Consider the following 21,872-nt stretch of genomic DNA (forward strand, 5'->3'; position numbering starts at 1 on the left):
CCTTCAATGAACCGTATGCTGTACGGTACGCCGTATGATTAACGCGCAGGGCTTGAGAAAGGTCTACGGAGACCGGGCCGCGCTCGACGGGTTCGACCTCGAGGTGCGCGAAGGCACCGTCTGCGGCCTGCTCGGGCCGAACGGAGCGGGCAAGACGACGGCGGTGCGCATCCTGACCACGCTCCTGCGGCCCGACGGCGGCAGGGCCGAGGTCGCCGGATTCGACGTGACCCGCCAGGGCGGCCAGGTGCGGCGGAGCATCGGCCTGGTCGGCCAGAACGCGGCGCTCGACGAACTGCTCAGCGGCCGTCAGAACCTGGAGCTGTTCGGCCGCCTCTACCACCTGGGCGCCAGGCGGGCGCGAGTCAGGGCGCAGGAGCTCCTGGAGCGCTTCGGCCTCGACGACACCGGCGGCAAACCGGTCAGGACCTACTCGGGCGGCATGCGCCGCCGCCTCGACCTGGCCGCGGGGATGATCCTCTCGCCGCCGGTGCTCTTCCTCGACGAGCCCACGACCGGCCTGGACCCGCGCAGCCGCAGCGAGGTCTGGAAGGCCGTGCGCGACCTGGTCGCGGAGGGCGCCACGGTGCTGCTGACCACGCAGTACCTGGAGGAGGCCGACCAGCTCGCCGACCGCATCTCGGTGATCGACGCCGGTCGTGTGGTCGCCGAGGGCACGGCCGACGAGCTCAAGTCGGGGATCGGCGGCGACCGCCTCGACGTGGTCGTCCGGCACGCCGGGGACCTGGGCGAGGCGGCGGCGGTGCTGGAGCGGATCGCGGGAGGCGCCGCGGAACACGACCCCGACACCCGCCACGTCAGCGTCCCGGTGCGCGACCGCATCGCCGCGCTGACCGAGGCGGCCGCGGCGCTGAAGTCCATCGAGATCGAGGACCTGGCGGTGCGGCGCCCGACCCTCGACGAGGTGTTCCTCGACCTGACCCAGAAGGCGGAGAAATGATCACGGACGCACGCTGGGCGCTGGCCGACGGATGGACGGTGGCCAGGCGCGACCTGCTCCACTGGGTGGTGCAACCGGCCTCCGCGATCTTCGGGCTGATCTTCCCCGTCATGATCACGCTGGTCTTCGGCTATCTGTTCGGCGGGGCCGTGGCCGTACCGGAGGGCGCGAACTACTTCGACTTCCTCATGCCCGGCATGTACGGCATGACGATGCTCTTCGGGCTGTCGGCCACGATGGTCGCGGTGACCACCGACGCCTCCAAGGGCGTGACCGACCGCTTCCGCTCGATGCCCATGTCGCCCTCGGCCGTGCTGCTCGGCCGCAGCATCGCCGACCTGCTGCACTCGGCGCTGCTGCTGGTCCTCATGCTCGGCACCGGCCTGGCCGTCGGCTGGCGGCCGGTCAACGGCCCCGGCCAGGCGATGGCCGCCGTCGGCCTGCTCCTGCTGCTGCGCCTTGCGCTGTTGTGGGCGGGCATCTACCTGGGCCTGCTGGTCAGGGATCCGGGCGCGGTCGTCGCGGTCCAGACCCTGGAGTTCCCGATCGGCTTCCTGTCGAACGCCTTCGTCGCGCCCGGCAGCATGCCGGGCTGGCTGGGCGCGATAGCGGAGTGGAACCCGCTGTCGTCCACGGTCGCCGCCACGCGGGAGCTGTTCGGCAACCCGTCGTGGGGCGGCGAGTCATGGGTCGCCCAGCACCCGGTGCTCATGGCGCTCGTGTGGCCGTTGGCGCTGCTGGCGATCTTCTTCCCGCTGTCGGTGCGCGCCTACCGTCAGCTGGAACGCCGGTAGAACTCCAGCGGCTCGGGAGGCAGCGGGGTGTTGCCCAGGATGAGGTCGGCCGACTTCTCCGCCAGCATCATCACCGGCGCGTAGATGTTGCCGTTCGTCACGTACGGCATGGCCGAGGCGTCGACCACCCGCAGTCCCTCCAGGCCGTGCACCCGCATGGTCTCCGGGTCGAGCACCGACAGCTCGTCCACGCCCATGCGTGCCGTACAGGAGGGGTGCAGGGCGGTCTCGCCGTCACGGCGCACCCAGTCGAGGATCTCCTCGTCGGTCTCCACGCCGGGGCCCGGGCTGATCTCGCCGCCGTTGAGATCGGCCCAGGCGGGTTGCGACAGGATGCGCCTGGCGTGGTGGACGGCCTCGATCCACTCGCGGCGGTCCTGGTCGGTGGAGAGGTAGTTGAAGCGCAGCTCCGGCTTGACGGCGACATCGCCTGACGTGATACGGACCGAACCCCTCGCATCGCTGTACATCGGTCCGATGTGGAGCTGGTAGCCGTGCCCTCCGGCCGGAGCCGAGCCGTCGTAGCGCACCGCGATCGGCAGGAAGTGGATCATCAGGTTCGGATACGCCACCTCGTCGTTCGAGCACAGGAAGCCGCCCGCCTCGAAGTGGTTGGTCGCCCCTGGACCCTTGCGCCTGAACAGCCAGTCGGCCCCGATGAAGGGCCGCCGCCACATGGCCAGCGACGGTTGCTGCGAGACCGGCTTGAGGCAGGCGTGCTGCACGTAGACCTCCAGGTGGTCCTGGAGGTTCTCGCCCACGCCGGGCAGGTCGTGCACCACCCGCACGCCGGCCGCCTCCAGCACCGCGCGTGGTCCCACACCGGAGACCTGGAGCAACTGGGGCGTGTTGATCGCCCCGCCGCACAGGATGATCTCCTCGCCGCGGATCACCGACCCGCCGACCTCGACGCCGACCGCCCGCGTGCCCTCGAACACGATGCGCGAGACCATCGCGCGGGTGCGCACGGTGAGGTTCTTCCTGCCGCGCACGGGGTGCAGGTAGGCGCGGGCGGCGCTGAGCCGTCGCCCCCGGTGCAGGTTGCGGTCGAAGGCGGCGAAGCCTTCCTGGCGGAAGCCGTTCACGTCGTCGGTCAGTTCGTGCCCCGCCTCGCGCACGGCGGCGAAGAACGCGTCGAACAGCGGGCCCTGCGCGGGCCCGCGCTCCAGCTTGAGCGGCCCCGACGACCCGCGGAAGGGCGAGTCCGGGTCGGCCAGGCAGTTCTCCATCTTCCTGAAGTACGGCAGGCAGTGGGCGTAGTCCCAGCTCTTCATCCCGGGATCGGCGGCCCAGCGCTCGTAGTCGAGGGGGTTGCCGCGCTGGAAGATCATGCCGTTGATGCTGCTGGAGCCGCCGAGCACCTTGCCGCGCGCGTGGTAGACGCGCCGCTCGCCCATGTGCGGCTCGGGCTCGGACTCGTACTTCCAGTCGTAGAAGCGGCTGCCGATCGGGAACATCAGCGCGGCGGGCATGTGGATGAAGACGTCCCACGGGTAGTCGGGCCGCCCGGCCTCCAGCACCAGGACGCGCGCCGAGGCGCTCAGCCGGTTGGCCAGGGCGCTCCCGGCGGACCCTCCGCCGACGACGATGTAATCCCACGTGGTCACCGGGGCATCCAGTCCTTCCAGACGATCTTGTTTTCCTCGACCCACTTCTTGGCCGCCTGGTCGGCCGTCATGCCGCCGTTGACGATGTCGCTGGCCACCTTGTTCTGGTGATCGTTGCTCCAGGAGAAGTTGCGCACCAGCTCGTAGGCGCGCCCGCCCTCGCGGGCGAACTTGGCGCTGACGACCTTGTCGAGCAGGTAGGGCGGGTAGTCGCAGGCGACCTTGACCGCGTCGGCGTCGCAGCCGATGGCGTAGGGCGGCAGCGTCACCTTGGCCAGTTTGACCTTGGTGAACAGCCATTGCGGCTCGTAGAAGTACATGAGCAGCGGTGTGCGGTTCTTGGTGGCGTCCTGGGCCGCCTTGATCAGCGCGTCCTCGCTGCCCGCGTAAACGACCTTGAAATCGAGGCCGAGATTGGTCACCAGGGCCTTGTCGTTGGTGACGAAGCTCGGATCGCCATCAAGCAGCTGACCGAAATTCCCGGATTTGTTGGTCCGGAATAGAGCGGCGCGCTTTTTGAGGTTCCGCCAATCGGTGATCCCCGGGTATTGCTCCGCCATCCATTGAGGGACGTACCACCCGATGATCCCTTTGTTGCCGTTCAGTCCGGCCGAAAGTGCGACCCTCTTGTCCTCGATGTAGATCTTCTTGAGATCGTCGTGCCCCCAGTTCTCGACGATCACATCGGTCTGCCCGTTCTCGAATCCGGGCCACGACTTCTTCTCGTCGGCCACCGGGCGGCGCACCACCTTGTAGCCGAGCTCGTGTTGCAGCAGGTAGGCCATGACGGCCGCGGTGGCCTCGTAGCCCAGCCAGCCGTGTACGTCGATGCGCACCGTGTAGTCGGCCGCCTCCGCCGTGGTCGGCGTCTGCTCGGCGCTGCACGCCGCCAGCAGGACGACCGCCAGGGGGACGGCAAGCAGTCTGCGATTCATAGGGGAGCTCCATGCCCGGGGCCGGAAGAGGCCCCGGGCGGTCAGCGGAAGATCACTTGGGGATCCAGGCCTGCCACTTGGTGGCGTTGGCCTCGACCCACTTCTTGGCGGCTTCCTCCGGCGTCATGCCGTCGTTGATGTCCATGGCGACCTGGTTCTGGTCCGCGTTGGTCCAGCTGAAGTTCTTGACCAGGTCGTAGGCCTTGCCGCCGGTGTCGGCGAACTTCTTGCTCACGATCTTGTCGAGGTCCAGCTCGGCGTAGTCGCAGGCGACCTTCTTGGGGTCGGCGTCGCAGCCCTCGGTGTAGGCGGGCAGGTTCACGCGCACCAGCTCGGTCTTGCTGAACAGCCAGTGCGGGTCCCAGAAGTAGAACAGCAGCGGCTTCTGCTGCTCCTGCGCCTGCTGGGCGCCCTTGATGAGGGCCGCCTCCGAGCCGCCGGTGACGACCTTGAAGTTCAGCTTGAGGTTCTTGATCAGCGCTTCCTCGTTGCTGACGTAGGACGGGTCGCCGAACAGCAGCGCGCCCTTGCCGCCGGACTCCGAGGTCTTGAACAGGTCGGCGTACTTGTTGAGGTTCTTCCAGTCGGTGATGTCCGGGTACTTGTCGGCCATCCACTTGGGCACGTACCAGCCGATGACGCCCTTGTTCCCGGTCGAGCCCGCCTCGACGGCGACGCCGTCCGTCTCGATGTACTTCTTCTTGAGGTCGTCGTGACCCCAGTTCTCGATGATGACGTCGACCTGGCCGTTGGCGAAGCCCTCCCAGGCGAGCTGCTCCTTGATCTCGGGCAGCTCCACGGTGTAGCCGAGCTCGTTCTTCATCAGGTAGGCCACGACGGCCGCGCTGGCCTCGTAACCCACCCACGGGTTGATGGCGATCTTCACGGTGCCGCCGGCCGACGGCTGCGCGCTGGCACTGGCCGAACCCGAGGGGGCCGGCGCGGCGCTCGGAGTGTCCTCCACCTTGGCGCCGCCGCACCCCGCGAGGGCGACACCGAGCATGAGGACGCCCGCGAGCAGGCGAATCTTCATAGCGATTTCCTTCTCAAGGGGGGAGGGCGCCTGTCGGCGCCCTGCGTGATCCGGTCGAGCATGATTCCGAGCAGCACGATCGCGACACCGGCGGCGAAGCCCATGCCGAAGTCCGTGCGCTGGGAGAAGCCCGACACGACGTCGTAGCCGAGCGCGCCGCCACCGACCAGCGCGCCCAGCACGACCATGGCGAGTGTCATGACGATGCCCTGGTTGGCCGCCAGCAGGATGGCCTTGCGCGCCATCGGCAGCTGCACCTTCCACAACATCTGGCGAGGGGTCGACCCCGCCGACAGCGCCGCCTCCACCACGGTGGGCGGCACGTTACGAATGCCCTCCTCGACCAGGCGCACCACCGGCGGCACGGCGTAGATCACCGAGGCGAAGATCGCGGTGAACCTGGTCGCGCCGAACAGCGCCAGCGCGGGCAGCAGGTAGACGAAGGCGGGCAGCGTCTGCGCGGCGTCGAGAAGTGGCCGCTGGAAGGCCGAGAACCGGGCGGAGCGGGCGCCCAGGATGCCGAGCGAGACGCCGATGGCCAGGGTGGCGGCCACCGCCACGATCACCATGGCCAGGGTGACCATGCTGTGCTCCCACAGGGCCAGCAGCACGATCGCCGCGACGCACACGGCCACCGTCACCGCCGGCCGTACGCCGCCGATCCGCCACGCGAGGGCCAGCAGCGCCAGTGCCACCAGCCACCACGGGGCCGAGGTCAGCACCCCTTCCAGCGGGTTGAGCAGGAAGAGGCTGACGGCTTCCTTGATCGCGTCGGTGACCTCGAACCACGAACGCTCGGCCCAGCGCACTGCCTCGTTGACCGGCTGCGCCGTACGCAGCACCCACGGCCACTCGGCGGGCAGCACGAAGGTCAGGCCGGCCCCGGCCAGGCCGGCCGCCACGGCGTACGGCACCCGCGAGGGCCGGAAGCGTTGCCGCGAGGCGGCCATGGTGGTGCGGTCGAGGGCGATGCCGATCAGCACGATGGCCAGGCCCGCGGGCAGCATGAGCCCGACGTTCTCGCGCGACAGGCCCTTGATGATGTCGGAGCCGAGGCCGGGGGAGTTGATCAGGTTGGCGATGACGACCATCGACAGCGCCATCATGATCGTCTGGTTGATCGCCAGCCCCATCGTCGAGCGCGCCAGCGGCAGGTAGACCTTGGTGAGGGTCTGCCGTGGCGTGGCGCCCAGCGACGCCGAGGCCTCCACGGCGGTGGGGGAGACCTGCTCGATGGCCAGCGCGGTGATGCGGATCGCGGGCGGGATGGAATAGATCATCGTGGCCGCCACCCCCGCCGGTGCGCCGATCTGGAAGAACAGCACCATCGGCGCGAGGTAGGCGAAGGTCGGCATGATCTGCATGAAGTCGAGCACCGGGCCGAGCGCCCTGCGCAGGCGCGGTGAACGTCCCGCCCACACGCCGAGCGGCAACCCGATCGCCAGCGACAGCAGCACCGACGCGCCCACCAGGGCGAGGGTGTCGACGGTGAGGGTCCACACGCCCAGCACGCCGCAGGCGGCCAGGCTCGCCATCGCCAGCAGGCCGGTCCTCCAGCCGCCGGCCAGCCAGCCGAGGGCGCCCATGACGCCGATGAGGCCGGGCCAGCCCAGGCCGTGCAGCGAAGTCTGGAGCAGGGCGAACAGGCCGCCGATGAAGAGCCGGACATAGTTGACGAAGTAGAGGAAGAGCGGGCTGTCGTTCTTGTGCGCGTCGACCCACTCGCGCAGCTCGGTGATCGCGGTGAACTGGGGCGCGTCGTCGTCGTGGGGCAGCGTTCCCGAGCCGCGCAGCAGCAGGTAGGCCAGGACGAGGACGAGCGTGAACGCGGCGGGCGCCGCCCAGCGCGGTAAGCGGAAGGCGGGCGGCGGTGCGAGGCCGGGCTCAGCGGCCATGACACCTCCACCGCGTGGAGCTCCGGCGTGCGCGAGGCCGGGCGCTCATGCCGTCACCGGCTGACGGGGCGCCATGGCGGCCAGGATGTCGACCCGGTCGACCACGCCCACGAGCCGCTCGCCGTCGGTCACCCTGATGGGCAGCGCGGTGGCGGTGGCGACCTGCACGGCGTCCTTGATGAGGGTCGAGGCGGGTAACGGCGGACCCTCCATCGAGTCGTGCTCGTCGGGCTCGCGGCAGATCCAGCGCAGCGAGAGCACGTCGCTGCGCGGTACGTCGCGCACGAAGTCGGCCACGTAGTCGTCGGCGGGCGCGCCCACGAGCTCCTCCGGCGTGCCGAGCTGGACGATCGAGCCGTCGCGCATGATCGCGATGCGCTCGCCCAGCTTCAGCGCCTCGGCCAGGTCGTGGGTGATGAAGACCATGGTCTTGCCCACCTCGCGGTGCAGCCGGATGATCTCGGCCTGCATGTCGCGGCGGATGAGCGGGTCGAGCGCGCTGAACGGCTCGTCGAAGAGCATCACCTGCGGCTCGACCGCCAGCGCCCTGGCCAGGCCGACCCGCTGCTGCATGCCGCCGGAGAGCTGGTCCGGGTAGGAGCCGGCATGTCCGTCGAGGCCGACCAGGGTGAGGATCTCGCGCGCACGCGCGTGCCGTGCGGCCTTGGCGACGCCCTGCACCTCCAGCCCGTAGGCGACGTTGTCGATGACGCGGCGGTGGGGGAGCAGGCCGAAGTGCTGGAAGACCATGCTGACCCGGTGCCGGCGCAGCTCGCGCAGGCCGGCGGGGGTGGCGCGCAGGACGTCGTCGCCGCCGATGGCGATCTCGCCCGCGGTCGGTTCGATGAGCCGGGTCAGGCAGCGGACGAGCGTGGACTTGCCGCTGCCCGACAGGCCCATGACGACGAACACCTCGCCGGGCCGTACCTCGAAGCTCACGTCGCGGACGGCGGCGGTGCAGCCGGTCCTCTCGCGGAGGGCGGCGGGTTCCAGGAGGCGGTCATCGCTCGTCAGGACACGTTCGGCCTTCGGGCCGAAGATCTTCCACAGTCCCTTGACCTCGATGCCAGCACTTTCTGGACCAATCCGCACAATTCCCTCCAGAAGGTCGCAGCATGCTGGGGCACAACATATGACCTGAATAGAGGCTTCCTCAACGTCGTGACCTGCTGGAGCCCTGACTGTTACGTAATGGAACGCGCCAATCGCCCATGGTCGGACAGTAAACGTATTAAGTGAATAAGAGGGACGGAAGTGGGGGCTCCAGCTTTCTTCTCGCCTGCCCCATAGCTCGACTTTTGTCGCGTAATGTGTGCTTGGCCGAGCTGGTAGTGATTGTTGAATATTCTCCCAAGGACATTGAGATGGGTGACAGACGGCCTCGAGCGAGGGATGTCGGTGGATGGCGCTTACGCAACTGGCGGGTGCGAGCCCGCCTGGTGGCCCTCATCCTGGTTCCGACAGCGGCGGCCGTCCTGCTGGGCGGCGTGCAACTCCTCAGCTCCAGCAGCGCTGCGGCTGACTACGCGAGGACCAGCAGGCTGGCCCAGCTGTCGTCGCAGACGGGACTGCTGGTCCACCGGCTCGCCGAGGAACGCGCCCGGGTGGCCTGGTTCATCGCGCTGGGCCGCCCCTCCGGCTCCCGCGAGGCCGTCGAGCGGCAGCGGAGTGAGACCGACGCGGCCGTCCTCGACGTGCGCGACGCCATCGCCGAGCTCGGCGGCGACGTCACGGGCCGCACCGCCGACGAGGTCGAGGCCATGACGGCCCGCCTCGACGACCTGACGGGACTGCGCCGCCAGGCCTTCGACGGCGATCTGCTGCCCGCCGCCGCGATCGACTCCTACGGCACGATCGTCAAGGACCTGCTCACCATCCACGACGAGGTCAGCAAGGGCGCCACCGACGACGCGCTGTTCCGTCAGACCCGCGTGCTGCACTCCCTGGCCCTGGCCAAGGAGAGCTTCTCGATCCAGCAGGCGCTGATCACCACCGCCGTGGTCGCGGGCAGGATCGACGACGACCAGCTCAAGCGCCTGCTCGGCGAGCTGGCCACCGAGCAGAACGAGCGCAGGGCCTTCGCCGCCGAGGCGACCGCCGACGAGCGCCGCGTGTTCGACGAGAAGGTCAGCACGCGCGCCGCCGACCAGGCGCTGTTCCTGCGCGAGCTGGTGCTCACGCGGGCCACCGCCGGCGTCCCGCTCGACGACCTCGACCTGACCCAGAACGACGACCCGCGCCAGTGGTTCGAAGCAAGCAAGGTGATCGTCGACTCCCTGCGCGAGGTCGAGACCGCCCACGCGGCCGGGATCGTCCTGCGCAGCGAGCAGCTCAGCTCCACGGAACGCGGGCGCGCCATGGTCGTGGCCGTCGCCGTGCTCGCCCTCCTCGTCGCGGTCCTGCTGATCACCACCGGGGTGGCGCGCTCGCTCGTGCGCCCGCTGCGCCGCCTGCGCCGCGACGCCCTGGAGGTCGCCGGGCGCCGCCTGCCGGACTTCGTCCAGCGGCTGCGCGAGGGCGCCGCCTTCGACCCGGCCATGCTGCCCGCGGGCGGCCACTACGCCCAGGACGAGGTCGGCGAGGTCGCGCGGGCCTTCGACGAGGTGCACAGGGAGGCCGTACGGCTGGCGGGCGAGGAGGCGCGCCTGCGCTCCAACGTCAACGCCATGTTCGTCAACCTCTCCCGGCGCTCCCAGACCCTGGTCGAGCGCCAGCTCACCCTCATCGAGCGGCTGGAGCGCGGCGAGCGCGACGACACCCGTCTGGGCGACCTGTTCAAGCTCGACCACCTGGCCACCCGCATGCGCCGCAACAGCGAGAACCTCCTGGTCCTGGCCGGGCAGGAGACCTCGCGCAAGTGGAGCGAACCCGTCGAGCTGCTCGACGTCGTGCGCGCCGCTCTGGGTGAGGTCGACGGCTACGACCGGGTCAGCGTGCAGATCCAGTCGGACGTGGCGATCGCCGGTCAGGCGGTCAACGACGTGGTGCACCTGCTGGCCGAGCTGATCGAGAACGCCGTCTCCTTCTCCCGGCACGACAGCCGGGTCAGCGTCACCAGCAACCGCGTCGACGGCGGCTCGCTCATGCTCTCGGTCACCGACCACGGCATCGGCATGAGCGCGGAGGAGCTCGCCCAGGCCAACTGGCGGCTGGCCAACCCGCCCGTCGTGGACGTCTCCATCGCCCGGCGCATGGGTCTGTTCGTGGTCGGCCGGCTGGCGCTGCGCCACCAGATCCGGGTCCAGCTGCGCCAGCAGGACGTGGGCGGCCTGGCGGCGATGGTGCTGCTGCCCGATCGCATGCTCACCGAGGTGTCGGCGCACGTGCCGCCCGCGCCGCCGATCAGCATGCTGCCGCCCGACCCCTTCGGCCGCGGGCATCCGTCCTTCGACCACGGGCACCCGTCCTTCGACCGCGGCCAGCCGTCCTTCGGCCACGGCCATCCCTCCTTCGACCCGATGCCTACGGTCGACACCCTCGACAGGGTCGAGTCGGCGGCCTCCTGGTTCACCAAGACGCCGAGCCCGAGCGACTACTCGCTGGCCGAGATGACCGGGCCGCTGGAGCGCGTGGAGACCGGCGCCGCCGCCGCGACGCCCGAGCTGCCCGAGGTCGTCGACGTACCGGTGATCTCCCAGGCCCAGGCGCTGTCGATGGAGCCGCCACCCACGGCTCAGGAGGAGCCTCCCAGCAGCTGGTTCGTCAAGTCCGGCCGCCCGAGCGAGCCGCAGCCCCAGGACGGCTGGCGCACGCCGGAGCCCGGTGGCGCGATGCGCACGGCCGAGGTCGCCAGTCAGCCGCTCCTGGGAGGAACCACGTCCGCGGGCTTGCCGAGACGCACACCGAAGGCGAATCTGGTTCCGGGAACCGCCGCGCCGGAGCCGGCCTCCCGGCCGTCCGCCGGGCCCGTCCCGCCCGTCTCGCCCGACGAGCTGCGTGACCGGTTCTCCAACTTCCAGCAGGGCGTCAGGAAAGGCCGTGCGGAGATTGAGGAGGAGCCCCAATGAGAGAGATGAGCCAGGCTGCCCGCGATGTGAACTGGCTGGTGACGGGATTCGTCGATGACGTGCCCGGCGTGGCGCACGCCGTGGTGGTCTCCTCCGACGGCTTGCCGATGGCCTTCTCCCGCGGATTTCCCAAGGACCGGGCCGACCAGCTGGCGGCGATCGCCGCGGGATTGATCAGTCTGACCCAGGGCGCCGCGCGGGTCTTCGAAGGCGGCCCGGTCAACCAGACCCTGGTGGAGATGCAGCGTGGCCTGCTGCTGGTCATGTCGATCAGCGACGGATCCTGCCTGGCGGTGCTGGCCGCGCCCGACTGCGACATGGGCCTGGTGGCCTACCAGATGACCGTGCTGGTGGAGCGGGCGGGACAGGTGCTCACCCCGGCTGTGCGGGCGGAACTGTCGGCCTCGCGCCCTTGGTGATGGGAGGAGGCCGATGACCTCGTGGAATGAGGAACGCAGCTCGCTGGTGCGCATGTACGCCGTCACCGGCGGGCGCACCACGCCGCGGACCAACCTGGCCATGGAGGCCCTCGTCTCCTCGGCCACGTCGGCCCAGCTCGGCCCCACCTACTCGCGCGAGTATCGTGCGATCAGCGAGTTGTGCCGCCAGGTGCGCTCGGTGGCCGAGGTCTCGGCGCTGCTGGCCGTCCCGATCGGGGTGGCCAGGGTGCTGATCGCCGACATGGAGGCCGAGGGGCTGGTGCGGATCTACCAGCCGCAGCTGGAGGCCGGAGCGCCGCAGCTGAACCTGCTGGAAAGGGTGCTCAGTGGACTACGCAGGCTCTAGCCCCGGGCTCACCTCGACCAAGATCGTGGTCGCGGGGGGCTTCGGGGTCGGCAAGACCACCTTCGTCGGCGCGGTCTCGGAGATCATGCCGCTGACGACGGAGGCGGTCATGACCGACGCGTCGGTCGGCGTCGACGATCTGGGCATGACACCGCTGAAGTCGACCACGACGGTGGCGATGGACTTCGGGCGTGTCTCGCTCGACCGCGACCTGATCCTGTACCTGTTCGGCACGCCGGGCCAGCACCGGTTCTGGTTCATGTGGGACGACCTGGTCAGGGGTGCGATCGGCGCGGTCGTGCTGGTCGACACCCGCCGCCTGGCCGACAGCTTCCCGGCGATCGACTACTTCGAGGAGGCCCGCCTGCCGTTCGTGGTCGGCATCAACGGCTGGGACGGGCAGTTCGCCTACGGGGAGAACGACGTCAGGGACGCGCTCGCGTTGCCGCCGCACGTCCCCGTGGTCCGCACCGACGCCAGGCGGCGCGACGCGGTCAAGGGCGTGCTCATCACCCTGGTCGAGCACGCCCTGCGCATCCGCGCCGCGCAGCAGGTCTACTGATTCCACCAGGTGGCGGCCACCAGCTCCGCCACCAGCGTCTCCGTCAGCAGGGCGACGTCGGGATCGTCGTCGTGACGGTAGCGCAGGTCCCTGCCCACGGTGAGCACGGTCGAGCCGCGCTGCCGTACCCACTCCATGGCCTGCTCGTCGTAGGCGCTGCCGGGGAACAGGATCGCCCGGTAGTCGAGCGTCTTGGTCAGGTAGACGTCGACGTGTGACCAGTCGCCGCTCTCGCAGGCGTCGGCCGGGCGGCGCGGTCCCTCGCGGAACATCAGCGCCGACTGCTGCGCCGACGACAGGCGCTCGGCCGGGGCGATCGTGTAGACGCCGTGGGGGCCGTCGAGCAGCTCGCAGGTCTTGGGCAGCCACTCGTCCCGGCGCTCCAGCAGGTCGGAAGCGGCCTCGGCGGCCTTCCTGACCAGGGCGGGCAGGTCGCGTCCCCCGCCGGTCAGCCGCTCCTCCAGCGCCATCAGCTGGACCAGCGTGTGCTGGAAGGTACGGCAGGCGACGCCGCCGCGCTCCTCACCCGCCTCCATCAGGACCACCTCGCGCGCGGCGCCGGCGATCGCGGAGCCCGGGTTGTTGGTCAGCGCCACGACGTCGTCGTAGTGCGCGAGGACGTCGAGGGTCTCGCGGCTGCCGCCGGTGGCCGAGATCGCCACCACCAGCAGGTCGTCGGCCGGCGGGAGCGGCCGGGCGGCGGAGGCGTACTCCGCGTGAGCGTCGACGCCCAGGGCCCGCAGGCGGCGCGCCGCCACCCCCGCGGCGTACCTGGAGCTGCCCATGCCGAGGAACAGGACCCTGCGGAAGCCGCCGCGCCACGGGTTGCCCCGCTCCAGACCGGCGGCCAGCGCCTTCAGGGCCCGGGGCTTGGCCTCCAGGTCGGCGAGGAAGAGGTCGGGATGCACTCAGTATCGTCCTTTCAGCACGCCCATCGGGGCGTAGCGCCAGCGGGGCAGGTGGCGGGCGGCGTAGATGAGCTCGCGGCACTCCTGCTCGACTTCGTACGGCTTGAGCAGGCTCTCATCCAGGGGCAGCCGCTCGCGGTAGGCGGCCAGGAATTGCTCGCGCGCCTCGGCCGCCCAGGCGTGGGCCCGCCCGGTGGGCGTCTGCCTGCGCTTGATCGCCACCTGGGCGACATGCTCCAGGCTCGTCGTCATCTGGGCGACGTCGCGTTCCCTGGGCTGGTACGGCTCGGCGCCGTCGAGGGTGGGGTTGCCGTCGAAGTCGATCACCGCGTAGCCGCCGTCCCACTGGAGGATCTGGCCCACGTGGAAGTCGCCGTGGATGCGGATCGGGCCGGTGACCCGGCCGGGCATGGCCAGGTCGGCCTTCATGCGGTGGGCCACGCTCGCCAGCCACTCGCCGTCTTCCCCCTCCGTCAGCCTCAACGCCTCGCTGAGTGCTTGCTCAGCCCTGGCGGCGGCGCGCTCCGGTTCAGGCGCTCGCATCGGGGCGGCGGGCGTGGGCGAAGGGAGGGTGGCCAGGGCGACGTGAAGATCCGCCGCGAGGGTGCCGAGACGGCCCGCGAAGGTCACCTCACCGGTCTCGCAGAAGTCGATGCACCACTCCCATCCGTCACGCGCCCCCGGCAGGAAGCCGGTCACCAGCGCCACCAGGTGGGAGTCCGTCGTCACCGCGGCGTACGGCGGCGCGGTGTCGGTGAACCCGGCCCTGACCAGGTGTCCCAGCACGGCTGGAGCCGGATGGGGCAGGGCGGCGGGGGGCGTCAGCCACTTGACCACGACCCGCTCGTCCACCACGACGGAGAGGTTCGTCTGGTCAACGGTGATGGCCCGCTCGGAGGGGCCGGCGGCGGGCAGGGGCGCGAACCGCTCGACGGCGAAAGGCGCCGGGACCTCACCGGACAGGGCGGCGAGAAGTGCGGAGGAGAGCCCGTGCTCGCTTGTGGTAATCGGATTCTCACCTACGGCGAGCAAGCGGGACCAAACTGAAGCTGACTTCAAGAACTGACCAAACTTCCAGGCAGCACAACGTTCGTTAGTGTTGCTCAAGTTTAAAAGTTCTGCAAAAGTCCTACCCTGGCCTGATCTATCAGCACTTGCATCGAGGAGTACCGGTCGTGTTCCGTACCCGATTCACCCGTCGTCTCCCGGCCGCTGTAGCGGTCGCCGGACTCGCGCTGGCCGCAGCGGCGTGCGGCGGTGAGTCGTCGAACAACAGCGCGGCGAGCGCGCCCGCCACCACCGCGGCCCAGCTCAACCCGCAGGCGGACCTGTCCAAGCAGAGCGTCACCATCACGGTCTGGGACGGCTACACGCCCAAGGAACTGCCGGAGAAGGCCAAGGCGGCCCTCAAGATCTCCAACATCGAGATCGGCCTGCACGACACCAACGAGAAGGCCATGGCCAAGCTGACCGCCTCCGGTGACAGCGGTGTCGACGTGGCGTTCGTCTCCGGCCAGTACGCCCAGGCGCTCAACGACGCCGGCCTGCTGGAGCCGATCCACCCCGAGCTGATCCCGAACCTGGCCAACCTCTACCCCGAGGCCACCCAGCTGTCCTACGACAAGGGCAACAAGTTCTCCGTGCCCTACACCTGGGGCACGACAGGCCTGTGCTACCGCAAGGACCTGCTGAAGGCCACGCCGACGAGCTGGAACGACCTGCTCAACCCGCCGGCCGAGGCGGTCAAGAAGGTCACCATGATGACCACCGAGCGCTGGCTGGCGCTGCCCGCGATCAAGGCGCTGGGCCTGAGCGTCAACACCGACAAGGACGAGGACATCGCCAAGGTCAAAGAGCTGCTGCTCAAGGCCAAGCCGAACCTCCTGGGCTACGACGACCTGACCTTCGGCGAGAAGCTGAAGAGCGGCGAGGCCGTCATGGTCGAGGCGTGGGACGGCTGGTGCCCGACCTCCGAGAAGAACATCGGCTGGGTCGTGCCCAAGGAGGGCTCCGACCTGTGGGTGGACACCATGGTGATCATGAAGTCGTCCAAGAACAAGGAAGCCGCCCACGCACTGATCAACTACATCCTCGACCCGGAGATCCACAGCTGGGCCGCGGCCAACATCGGCTACAAGGTGCCGAACAAGGCCGCCATGGACAAGGTCGAGATCCCCGCGGGCTCCCTGCTCGGCATCACCCCGGCCGAGCTGCTGCAGGGCGAGTCCATCATCGACCTCGGTGAGGCCGCCACCAAGTACACCCGCCTGGCCAGCGAGGTCGCGGCGCAGCAATGACACGCACGTCCAGGCCGCGCCGGACAGCCACGCGGTGGCTGTCCGGCGCGGCTTTCCTGGGACCAGGGCTGATCTACCTGATCGTGCTCATGCTGATCCCGCTGGCCCTGGTCCTGGGTTACACGGTTTTCCAGCGCGGCCGCTTCGGCGGGATCGTCTACGAGTTCACCACCGAGAACTTCGCCAGGCTGATCGATCCGCTCTACCTCGACGTCGTCCTGGATTCGCTTAAGCTGGCCACGATCACCACGGTGATCGCGCTGCTGCTGGGCTACCCCACGGCCTATGTGATTGCGAACCTGCCGCGCAAGTGGAAGACGATCGCGCTGGTCGCGGTCGTGCTGCCGTTCTGGACCAGCTTCATCATCCGCATGTACGCCCTGACGATCCTCATGAGCGGGCCCGGCCTGATCAACTCGCTGCTGGGCACCGAGTTCGAGCTGCTCTACAACGAGGGCGCCATCGTGGTCGGCCTGCTCTACTCCTACCTGCCGCTGATGGTGCTGCCGCTCTACAGCTCGATCGAGCGGCTCGACCCCCAGCTGCTGGAGGCCTCGGCCAACCTGGGCGCCTCCAGGGCGACGACGTTCCGGCGCGTGACGCTGCCGCTGACGCTTCCGGGCGCCATGACCGGCGCGCTGTTCGTGTTCGTCCCGAGCTTCGGCAACTTCGTCATCCCCGAGCTGCTGGGCGGCGGCAAGAGCCTCATGGTCGGCAACCTGATCCAGACCGAGTTCCTCAAGGCTCGCGACTGGCCCTTCGGTTCCACGCTGGCGCTCGCGCTGATCGCGGTGCTGCTGGTGCTCCTGCTCGTCCAGGCGAGGGTGGCCCGCCGTGCTTAGGGTTCCGTTCTGGCTGACCTACGTCTTCCTCTACCTGCCCATCGCGGTGCTGGTGTGGATGTCGTTCAACGCGGGTGACTCGCCCTACGTCTTCGAGGGCTTCAGCCTGAAGTGGTACGGCGAGTTCCTCGCCAACGACCGCATCGCCGAGGGCCTGGTCAACACCCTCTTCGTGGCGGTGGGCTCGACGGTGCTCGCCACCGTCCTGGGCACGCTGCTGGCGGTGGGGCTGGCCAGGCACACCCGCTCCAAGGTGCTCGACGCGGTCGCGCTCATGCCCGCGATCCTGCCCGACCTGGTGCTGGCGATCGGCCTGCTGGCCTTCTACGCGCTGGTCCAGGTCACGCTGGGCCTGTGGTCGGTGATGCTCTCGCACGCCGTCTTCTCGATGGCCTTCGTGGCCGCGGTCGTGCGCACCCGGCTCACCCACGCTGACCCCTCCCTGGAGGAGGCCTCGCGCGACCTGGGCGCGGGAGCCGTGCGGACCTTCGTGAAGATCACGCTGCCGCAGCTGGCGCCGGGCATCGTGGCCGGCGCGCTGCTGGCCTTCACGCTGTCGCTCGACGAGTTCGTGATCGCCTTCTTCACCATCGGGCCGACGGAGCAGACGTTGCCCATCGTGATCTATTCGATGCTCCGGTTCGGCGTGAAGCCGGAGGCCAACGCGCTGGCGACGGTCCTGCTGCTCATCAGCTTCACCGCGGTGATCGCGGGCCAGCGCCTCACCAAGATCGGAGAACGTGGTGCTCACGATTGACCGGGTCAGCCGTCGCTTCGGTGAGGTCACCGCGCTCGACGAGGTCAGCCTCACCATCGGCCAGGGCGAGTTCTTCGCCCTGCTCGGGCCGAGCGGCTGCGGCAAGACGACGCTGCTGCGCATCCTGGCGGGCTTCGAGACCCCCGACAGCGGCGACGTCACGCTCGACGGCGGCGACCTGCTGGCCCTGAAGCCGGAGCGCCGGCCGATCAACCTGATGTTCCAGTCGTACGCGCTGTTCCCGCACATGAACGTCGCCAAGAACGTCGCCTACGGCCTGGAGCAGGAGCGGCTCGGCAAGGACGAGATCCGCCGGCGGGTCGGCGAGGTCCTGGAGACCGTGGGCCTGTCGGCGATGGCGGGGCGCAAGCCGCAGCAGTTGTCCGGCGGCCAGCGCCAGCGGGTGGCCCTGGCCCGCGCCATCGTCAAGCGCCCCCGCCTGCTGCTGCTCGACGAGCCGCTGTCGGCGCTCGACAAGAAGGTCCGCGCGGACATGCAGCTGGAGCTCAAGCGGCTGCAGAACGAGGTCGGCATCACCTTCGTCGTGGTCACCCACGACCAGGAGGAGGCCATGTCGCTGGCCGACCGGATCGCGGTGTTCGAGTCGGGCAGGGTCTGCCAGGTCGACGCGCCCATCGCGTTGTACGAGCGGCCCGCCTCGCGGTTCGTGGCCGACTTCGTCGGCGCCAACAACCTCTTCGAGGGAACCGCGAGCGCCAGGGGCCTGAGCAACGGCCACTTCGGCACGCTCCCGGCCGAGGGGGAGCTGCCCGAGGGCGCTCCCGCGTTGCTGGCCGTACGGCCCGAGAAGATCAGCCTGGCCGCCGACCGCGGGCTGGCGGGCACGGTCGCGGACGTGAGCTTCTACGGCGGCGTCTCGCACGTCTCGGTGGACGTGACCGGCCATCCCAAGCCCGTGCTCGTCGCGGTTCAGGGAGCCAGCCAGGTCCGGCCCGGCGAGCGGGTCAGGCTGGGCTGGCGCCCGGAGGACGCGGTGCTCATCAGTGGATGAGCTCGCAGCCCGTCGCCGTGCGGGCGTACGACATGATCAGCTCGGCCGCCTCGGCCGGGCCGATCGCCGGGTGCCTGGCGGTGATGCGGTAGCCGTAGGCGTCCTCCAGAGCCACCAGGTTGCGCGCGATCGTGATCGGCTCGGCGGTGAGCGTGAAGACGCCCAGGGCGGCTCCGGTGTCGAGAATGGCTTGATACATCGCCACCTGACGGTCGTACAGGGCGGTGAGCATCAGGCCGTACATCCGGTTGCGCCCGGCCGCTCCTCCGCATTCGTTGAGCAGCCGGACATCCGGGTCCTCCGGGCCGGTCGGAAGGCCGGCGCGGATGGTGGTGACGAGCTTTTCCACCGGGTCGGTGAGATCGGCGATGCGCTTGACCCGCTGTTCGTAGAAACGCTCCAATCCCGCCTGCTGGGCGTCGATCAGCAATTCGGACAGCTCGGGGTAGTGGTAGAGCACCGCACCGGAGGTCAGTCCGGCCTCTTCGGCGACGTGAGCGAGCTGCACGCGATCGATGCCGTGTCGCACGATGGCGCGACGGGCGGCCTCGATGAGGTCGATTCGTCGGTCAGATCGACTTTTACGCTGCGTCACGGGTGCCATAGTGCCGCGAAGATGACCTTTCCGCCAGATGATGTTGTGAAGCGAAATTCAAGCCCCCGGAGATGACTATGTCGCTAACCATCCTTTTCATGCCCGAGAGTGCCTACGGGCCCACGAACAATTGCATCGGCATCGGCGACATTCTGCGCAAGCGCGGACACCGGGTGGTCTTCGCGGCCGAGGCCTCCTGGAAGGGCAAGCTGGAGGCCCTGGGCTTCGAGGAGGACCTGGTCGACCTCGCTCCTCCGGCCGACGACGCCGAGGAGCAGGACCCGGGCCAGTTCTGGAAGGACTTCATCCGCGAGACCGCGCCCGAGTACCGCAAGACCACGCTGGAGCAGCTCTCCACGGTCACCAAGCCGATCTGGGACTCCCTCATCGACGGCGCCAAGTACTGCGAGCCGCAGCTCAAGGCGATCATCGAGCGCGTACGGCCCGACGTCATCGTCGAGGACAACGTCATCACCTTCCCGGCGCTGCTGACCGCGGGCAAGCCGTTCGTGCGCATCGTCTCGTGCAACCCGCTGGAGGTACGCGGCCCGCAGATCGCCCCGGTCTTCTCCGGCCTGCCCGCCGGCGACCGCTCCGAGTGGGAGGCCTTCCGCGCGGAGTACGACCGCACCCACCGCGAGGTCTGGAGCGCCTTCAACGAGTGGAGCGTCGAGCAGGGCACCGAGCCGCTGCCCGACCTGGACTTCATCCACTCCGGCGCCCTCAACCTCTACGTCTACCCGGAGGCGCTCGACTACACCGCCGAGCGCCCGCTCGACGCGAGCTGGCACCGCCTCGACTCCTCGGTGCGCGAGACCGACGAGGAGTTCGAGCTGCCCTTCGAGCGTCGCGAGGGCGCCTCGCTGGTCTACTTCTCGCTCGGCTCGCTGGGCTCCTCCGACGTGGAGCTCATGCAGCGCGTGATCGACGTGCTGGGCACCACGCAGCACCAGTACATCGTCTCCAAGGGCCCGCTGCACGCCGAGATCAAGCTCGCCGACAACATGTGGGGCGCGGAGTTCGTGCCGCAGACGAAGATCATCCCGCTCTGCGACCTGGTCATCACCCACGGCGGCAACAACACCACCACCGAGGCGATGCACTTCGGCAAGCCGATGATCCTGCTGCCCCTGTTCTGGGACCAGTACGACAACGCCCAGCGGGTGCACGAGCTCGGCTACGGCGTGCGCCTGTCCACCTACACCTTCACCGACGAGGAGCTGACCGGCGCGGTCGCCACGCTCCTGGGCGACAGCGAGCTGCGTGCTCGCCTGGCCGCCACGGGTGAGGAGATCCGTCGTCGCGACGGCCTGCGCAAGGCCGCCGACCTCATCGAACAGCTCGGAGCCTAGGTCCTGTCATGCCCCAACTGATCAACCCCGCCACCGGCCTGCCGATCGAGCATGTCGCCGACACCCAGGTCGAGGCCGTGGCCCAGGCCGTACAGCGGGCCCGCCAGGCCTTCGGCGAATGGTCGCAGGCGACTCCCGGCGAGCGCGCCAGGGTGCTGCTGCGCCTGGCCGACCTGGTGGAGGCCGACGCCGATGAGCTGACCAGGCTCGAGGTCGAGGAGACCGGCAAGCCCGCGGCCGTCTTCCGCGACGGCGAGCTGCCCTTCGCCGTCGACAACCTGCGCTTCTTCGCCGGCGCCGCCCGCTCGCTGGAGGGCTCGGGGGCGGGGGTGTTCAGTCAGGGCTACACCTCGGTCATGCTGCGCCGCCCCGTCGGCGTGGTCGGCTCGATCGCACCGTGGAACTTCCCGTTCATCATGGCGGTCTGGAAGATCGCCCCCGCTCTCGCCGCGGGCAACGCCGTGGTGATCAAGCCGGCGCCGATGACCCCGCGCAGCACGCTGCGCCTTCGCGAGTTGTGCGTGCGGGCGGGCGCTCCCGTCGAGGTCGTGCTCGGCGGCGGTGAGGTCGGCCAGGCCCTGGTCACCGACCCCGGCGTCGACATGGTCAGCGTCACCGGCTCCACCGAGACCGGGCGCGCGGTCATGACCGGGGCGGCCGCCTCCTTGAAGCGGGTGCACCTGGAGCTCGGCGGCAAGGCTCCGGCGCTGGTGTTCGCCGACGCCGACCTGGCCGAGATGGCCAGGGGCGTGGCGATGGGCGCGACCTACAACACCGGCCAGGACTGCACGGCCGCGACGCGCGTCTACGTGGACCGGCAGGTGTACGGCGAGGCGGTCGAGGCCATGCGCTCGGTGATGTCGAAGATCGTCTATGGCGACCCCTGGGACTCCTCGACCGACATCGGGCCGCTCATCTCCGCCGGGCACCGCGACCGGGTGCACGGCTTCGTCTCGGGCACCGTGGCTCACGGCGGGTTCGTCCCCGAGGGACCCGGCTTCTACTACCCGCCCACCCTGATCACCGACGTGGCGCAGTCGAGCGAGGTGGTCCAGGGCGAGATCTTCGGTCCGGTGCTGGTCGTGCTCCCCTTCGACGGGGAGGACGAGGCGGTGCGGCTGGCCAACGACACCAGGTACGGCCTGGCCTCGTCGGTCTGGTCGCGCGACGTCTCCCGGGCGATGCGCGTGTCGCACCGCCTAGACGTCGGCGTGACCTGGATCAACGACCACCTGCCGATCGCCAGCGAAGCCCCGCACGGCGGGGTCAAGGGAAGCGGGTTCGGCAAGGACATGAGCCAGGAGGCGGTCCAGGAGTACTCGGTGACCCGTCACCTCATGATCAAGCACGCGGCGCCGGCCGAACGAGACTCGTTCCGGCCTGCCTAAAAAGCACGTTTTGGGCGTTTTCTAGGGAAAAGGTCGGTTCGCCGATGTGGTAGGGGTTGTGTTCCAATTGCCCTGCCCAAATCTTCCCCCATGCGCCCCACACGTGTCAGTTTCGAGCACACGTTACGGCGAGAGGTTGCG

Annotated in this window: 20 protein-coding genes; 12 read left to right on the forward strand and 8 right to left on the reverse strand. The window is 69.4% G+C overall.

Annotated features, from left to right (window positions below):
- Positions 1-34 precede the first annotated feature (34 nt).
- Together HNR30_RS22770 and HNR30_RS22775 are read left to right on the forward strand one after the other, a co-directional pair.
- The gene (locus tag HNR30_RS22770) at positions 35-961 is read left to right on the forward strand and encodes an ATP-binding cassette domain-containing protein (RefSeq protein ID WP_181611956.1); all 927 of its coding nucleotides are present in this window, start codon (positions 35-37) and stop codon (positions 959-961) included.
- A complete protein-coding gene (locus tag HNR30_RS22775) occupies positions 958-1,755 on the forward strand; it encodes an ABC transporter permease (protein ID WP_181611957.1) in 798 nt (265 codons plus the stop codon). The genes HNR30_RS22770 and HNR30_RS22775 overlap by 4 nt, the downstream gene beginning before the upstream one ends.
- Here HNR30_RS22775 and betA read toward each other — a convergent pair.
- The 5 genes from betA to HNR30_RS22800 are packed head-to-tail and all read right to left on the reverse strand — an operon-like array spanning position 1,737 to position 8,317.
- The gene (gene betA, locus HNR30_RS22780; RefSeq protein ID WP_181611958.1) at positions 1,737-3,362 is read right to left on the reverse strand and encodes a choline dehydrogenase; all 1,626 of its coding nucleotides are present in this window, start codon (positions 3,360-3,362) and stop codon (positions 1,737-1,739) included. The two genes, HNR30_RS22775 and betA, sit on opposite strands and share 19 nt — an antisense overlap.
- Complete coding sequence (locus HNR30_RS22785) at positions 3,359-4,297, reverse strand: ABC transporter substrate-binding protein (protein WP_181611959.1); 939 nt, start codon at positions 4,295-4,297, stop codon at positions 3,359-3,361. The genes betA and HNR30_RS22785 overlap by 4 nt, the downstream gene beginning before the upstream one ends.
- Before the next feature lie 52 nt (positions 4,298-4,349).
- A complete protein-coding gene (locus HNR30_RS22790) occupies positions 4,350-5,330 on the reverse strand; it encodes an ABC transporter substrate-binding protein (RefSeq protein ID WP_220133821.1) in 981 nt (326 codons plus the stop codon).
- Positions 5,327-7,225, reverse strand: coding sequence for an ABC transporter permease (locus tag HNR30_RS22795; protein WP_181611960.1), 1,899 nt, complete (start codon positions 7,223-7,225; stop codon positions 5,327-5,329). Before HNR30_RS22795 ends, HNR30_RS22790 begins: the two co-directional genes overlap by 4 nt.
- A 45-nt stretch (positions 7,226-7,270) precedes the next feature.
- Entirely contained in the window at positions 7,271-8,317 is a 1,047-nt protein-coding gene (locus HNR30_RS22800; RefSeq protein WP_376771753.1) for a quaternary amine ABC transporter ATP-binding protein, read from the reverse strand.
- Between the two features lie 332 nt (positions 8,318-8,649).
- Between HNR30_RS22800 and HNR30_RS22805 the strand changes: the two genes are divergently transcribed.
- The 4 genes from HNR30_RS22805 to HNR30_RS22820 are packed head-to-tail and all read left to right on the forward strand — an operon-like array spanning position 8,650 to position 12,580.
- A complete protein-coding gene (locus HNR30_RS22805; RefSeq protein WP_312894565.1) occupies positions 8,650-11,232 on the forward strand; it encodes a sensor histidine kinase in 2,583 nt (860 codons plus the stop codon).
- Complete coding sequence (locus HNR30_RS22810; RefSeq protein ID WP_181611962.1) at positions 11,229-11,651, forward strand: roadblock/LC7 domain-containing protein; 423 nt, start codon at positions 11,229-11,231, stop codon at positions 11,649-11,651. Before HNR30_RS22805 ends, HNR30_RS22810 begins: the two co-directional genes overlap by 4 nt.
- A 13-nt stretch (positions 11,652-11,664) precedes the next feature.
- The gene (locus HNR30_RS22815) at positions 11,665-12,018 is read left to right on the forward strand and encodes a DUF742 domain-containing protein (protein ID WP_181611963.1); all 354 of its coding nucleotides are present in this window, start codon (positions 11,665-11,667) and stop codon (positions 12,016-12,018) included.
- Positions 11,999-12,580, forward strand: coding sequence for a GTP-binding protein (locus HNR30_RS22820; RefSeq protein ID WP_181611964.1), 582 nt, complete (start codon positions 11,999-12,001; stop codon positions 12,578-12,580). The genes HNR30_RS22815 and HNR30_RS22820 overlap by 20 nt, the downstream gene beginning before the upstream one ends.
- Here the strand turns inward: HNR30_RS22820 and HNR30_RS22825 are convergent.
- Positions 12,574-13,488, reverse strand: a complete 915-nt coding sequence (locus HNR30_RS22825; protein ID WP_181611965.1) for an SIS domain-containing protein — start codon at positions 13,486-13,488, stop codon at positions 12,574-12,576. The genes HNR30_RS22820 and HNR30_RS22825 overlap by 7 nt on opposite strands.
- Entirely contained in the window at positions 13,489-14,520 is a 1,032-nt protein-coding gene (locus tag HNR30_RS22830; protein ID WP_181611966.1) for a phosphotransferase, read from the reverse strand. It abuts the gene before it with no gap.
- Between the two features lie 143 nt (positions 14,521-14,663).
- On the opposite strand from HNR30_RS22830, the gene HNR30_RS22835 reads away from it, so the two are divergent.
- Genes HNR30_RS22835 through HNR30_RS50245 form a run of 4 tightly spaced genes read left to right on the forward strand, consistent with a single transcriptional unit; the run spans position 14,664 to position 18,396 of the window.
- Positions 14,664-15,785: a polyamine ABC transporter substrate-binding protein gene (locus HNR30_RS22835; RefSeq protein ID WP_181611967.1), complete on the forward strand. Its 1,122-nt coding sequence runs from the start codon at positions 14,664-14,666 to the stop codon at positions 15,783-15,785.
- A complete protein-coding gene (locus HNR30_RS22840) occupies positions 15,782-16,627 on the forward strand; it encodes an ABC transporter permease (RefSeq protein ID WP_181611968.1) in 846 nt (281 codons plus the stop codon). Before HNR30_RS22835 ends, HNR30_RS22840 begins: the two co-directional genes overlap by 4 nt.
- Complete coding sequence (locus tag HNR30_RS22845; protein ID WP_312894566.1) at positions 16,620-17,384, forward strand: ABC transporter permease; 765 nt, start codon at positions 16,620-16,622, stop codon at positions 17,382-17,384. The genes HNR30_RS22840 and HNR30_RS22845 overlap by 8 nt, the downstream gene beginning before the upstream one ends.
- Positions 17,368-18,396 carry an ABC transporter ATP-binding protein gene (locus HNR30_RS50245; protein WP_312894567.1) on the forward strand — a complete coding sequence of 343 codons (1,029 nt, stop codon included), beginning with the start codon at positions 17,368-17,370 and terminating at the stop codon, positions 18,394-18,396. The genes HNR30_RS22845 and HNR30_RS50245 overlap by 17 nt, the downstream gene beginning before the upstream one ends.
- Here HNR30_RS50245 and HNR30_RS22855 read toward each other — a convergent pair.
- The gene (locus HNR30_RS22855; protein WP_181611969.1) at positions 18,386-19,000 is read right to left on the reverse strand and encodes a TetR/AcrR family transcriptional regulator; all 615 of its coding nucleotides are present in this window, start codon (positions 18,998-19,000) and stop codon (positions 18,386-18,388) included. The genes HNR30_RS50245 and HNR30_RS22855 overlap by 11 nt on opposite strands.
- Before the next feature lie 89 nt (positions 19,001-19,089).
- Between HNR30_RS22855 and HNR30_RS22860 the strand changes: the two genes are divergently transcribed.
- Both HNR30_RS22860 and HNR30_RS22865 read left to right on the forward strand, forming a co-directional pair.
- On the forward strand, positions 19,090-20,343 hold the full coding sequence (locus tag HNR30_RS22860; RefSeq protein WP_246378907.1) for a glycosyltransferase: 1,254 nt from the start codon (positions 19,090-19,092) through the stop codon (positions 20,341-20,343).
- An 8-nt stretch (positions 20,344-20,351) separates the two neighbouring features.
- Positions 20,352-21,731: an aldehyde dehydrogenase family protein gene (locus HNR30_RS22865; RefSeq protein ID WP_181611971.1), complete on the forward strand. Its 1,380-nt coding sequence runs from the start codon at positions 20,352-20,354 to the stop codon at positions 21,729-21,731.
- Positions 21,732-21,872: the final 141 nt, after the last annotated feature.

This window comes from Nonomuraea soli (genome assembly GCF_013761175.1).
Taxonomy (GTDB): Bacteria; Actinomycetota; Actinomycetes; order Streptosporangiales; family Streptosporangiaceae; genus Nonomuraea; species Nonomuraea soli.

Bases quoted from the DNA above. Each gene is read 5' to 3' on its own strand.
- HNR30_RS22770 (WP_181611956.1), top strand. From the start codon at position 35: ATGATTAACGCGCAGGGCTTGAGAAAGGTCTACGGAGACCGGGCCGCG.
- HNR30_RS22775 (WP_181611957.1), top strand. From the start codon at position 958: ATGATCACGGACGCACGCTGGGCGCTGGCCGACGGATGGACGGTGGCC.
- HNR30_RS22785 (WP_181611959.1), bottom strand. From the start codon at position 4,297: ATGAATCGCAGACTGCTTGCCGTCCCCCTGGCGGTCGTCCTGCTGGCG.
- HNR30_RS22790 (WP_220133821.1), bottom strand. From the start codon at position 5,330: ATGAAGATTCGCCTGCTCGCGGGCGTCCTCATGCTCGGTGTCGCCCTC.
- HNR30_RS22795 (WP_181611960.1), bottom strand. From the start codon at position 7,225: ATGGCCGCTGAGCCCGGCCTCGCACCGCCGCCCGCCTTCCGCTTACCG.
- HNR30_RS22810 (WP_181611962.1), top strand. From the start codon at position 11,229: ATGAGAGAGATGAGCCAGGCTGCCCGCGATGTGAACTGGCTGGTGACG.
- HNR30_RS22815 (WP_181611963.1), top strand. From the start codon at position 11,665: ATGACCTCGTGGAATGAGGAACGCAGCTCGCTGGTGCGCATGTACGCC.
- HNR30_RS22840 (WP_181611968.1), top strand. From the start codon at position 15,782: ATGACACGCACGTCCAGGCCGCGCCGGACAGCCACGCGGTGGCTGTCC.
- HNR30_RS22855 (WP_181611969.1), bottom strand. From the start codon at position 19,000: ATGGCACCCGTGACGCAGCGTAAAAGTCGATCTGACCGACGAATCGAC.
- HNR30_RS22860 (WP_246378907.1), top strand. From the start codon at position 19,090: ATGCCCGAGAGTGCCTACGGGCCCACGAACAATTGCATCGGCATCGGC.
- HNR30_RS22865 (WP_181611971.1), top strand. From the start codon at position 20,352: ATGCCCCAACTGATCAACCCCGCCACCGGCCTGCCGATCGAGCATGTC.